We start from the raw sequence: 1,592 nt of genomic DNA, 5'->3' as shown, positions 1-1,592 counted from the left end.
TTCTGCTTCTCATAGCTCTCCGCCACCGGCCGGACGATGATGCACGCGGGCTGACCGGCAAGCGGTATGGCGGGCTGGATTCGAGCGCGCAATACGTACCGGTTGCATTCACTTTAGACGGTTTCGCGCAGGAGGCAAATTTTGCAGCAATGCGCGGCGCGTGCCGTTTTCGTCAGGCGAAACCGGCATCGGAGGCGACATTCGCACGCGTCACACCCGGTCTTTCGGCCAGACGTTGAGCGCCGTGACACACGTCGCGATACCCAGTGCGATCGCCGCCACGCCATATTGCACAGCGCGGTCCAGGTCGAAAAGCAAGCCGTGGATCGATACGGCAATGCCGGCCAGCATGACGAACGTGGCGATGGCCGCCAACACGACCCTGAGTTCCGTCCGAACCATGATGCGTCTCCCGAACGGATGCATGTCGGCGCATGCGTGTTGCGATGCGGAACACGGCGCGTACGTGCTCCATTTCCATCATTGCAGGCGGCCGCTTAAAAGCAAGGGAAATTTGACCGCGGTCGCGCATCGTGCGTCACGCTTGTATGATGACGCGTACCCGCGTGACCGGCCTGCGCCGCCACGCATCGCGAGCGGGGAGCGCACCCCGCCGCCGGCCTCGGATCCGCATCGGACCGGGGCGCACAGCATGCGGCCGGAGCCGGCGCCCAAGCACGCGCTCTGGTCGACAGGAGACACTGTATGCCGCAATCTTCCGTGCTGCCCGCAGCCGTGGGCCGCGTCGACCTGATCGCACAGGCGCATGCCCGTTCGGCCGCGGTCGGCCTGCGTGCAAGCGAAATGCCCGATTTCGCGCCACTGTCGCACGTTGCGCTGCGAGAACTGATCGGCACGAACCATTCGCTTTTCGCGCACGCGCGCCCGGTGATGGAAACGCTGCATACGCAGATCGCCGACACGCAAAGTCTCGTGCTGCTGACCGATCCGGACGGCGTGATCCTGCACAGCATCGGCGATGCGGATTTCATCGAGAAGGCCAATCGCGTCGCGCTGTGTCCGGGCGTCTCGTGGGCGGAAGGCACACGCGGCACCAATGCGATCGGCACCGCGCTCGCGTCCGGCCAGGCACTCGCCGTGCACGGTTCCGAGCATTTCCTGCGCGCGAACCACATCCTTACCTGCTCGTGCGCGCCGATCGCCGATCCGTTCGGCCGCACGCTCGGCACGCTCGACGTGAGCGGCGATCCGCGCGGCTTCAGCCCGCATACGCTCGCGCTCGTGCGGATGTCTGCGCAGCTGATCGAAAACCACCTGTTCGCGAACCAGTGCGCGGAGGCGTTGCGGGTGCGCTTTCATGCGCATGACGAGTGCGTCGATTCGCTGTTCGCCGGGCTCGTCGCATTCGGGCCCGACGGCGGGCTGATCGCCGCGAACCGCAGCGCGCAATTCCAGCTCGGCGCACCGTTCGGCGCGCTGCAGCATCAAGGTTGTGATGCGCTGTTCGGGATGAGCTTCGGCGCGCTCGCCCAGCAAGCCGCCCGCGCGGCCGGCGCGCCCTTCACGCTGATACTGTCGAGCGGTGTGCGCGTGCTAGCGCGCTGCGAATTCGCCGATGCGAAGAAGACGAC

2 protein-coding genes are annotated in these 1,592 nt (G+C 66.0%); one reads left to right on the top strand and one right to left on the bottom strand.

Features of this window, described 5'->3' with window-relative positions; all coding sequences use genetic code 11:
* Positions 1 to 210: 210 nt before the first annotated feature.
* Entirely contained in the window at positions 211 to 402 is a 192-nt protein-coding gene (locus KH616_RS24910) for a DUF2964 domain-containing protein (protein WP_292254888.1), read from the bottom strand.
* Positions 403 to 705: 303 nt separating this feature from the next.
* Between KH616_RS24910 and KH616_RS24905 the strand changes: the two genes are divergently transcribed.
* Positions 706 to 1,592: GAF domain-containing protein (locus tag KH616_RS24905; RefSeq protein ID WP_292254885.1), on the top strand; the 887-nt coding region annotated here is incomplete at its 3' end.

It is taken from the genome of Burkholderia sp. (assembly GCF_018375725.1).
GTDB lineage: Bacteria > Pseudomonadota > Gammaproteobacteria > Burkholderiales > Burkholderiaceae > Burkholderia.
The sequence above is the reverse complement of the archived record's forward strand: the minus strand, read 5'-3'. Positions and strand labels throughout refer to the sequence as shown.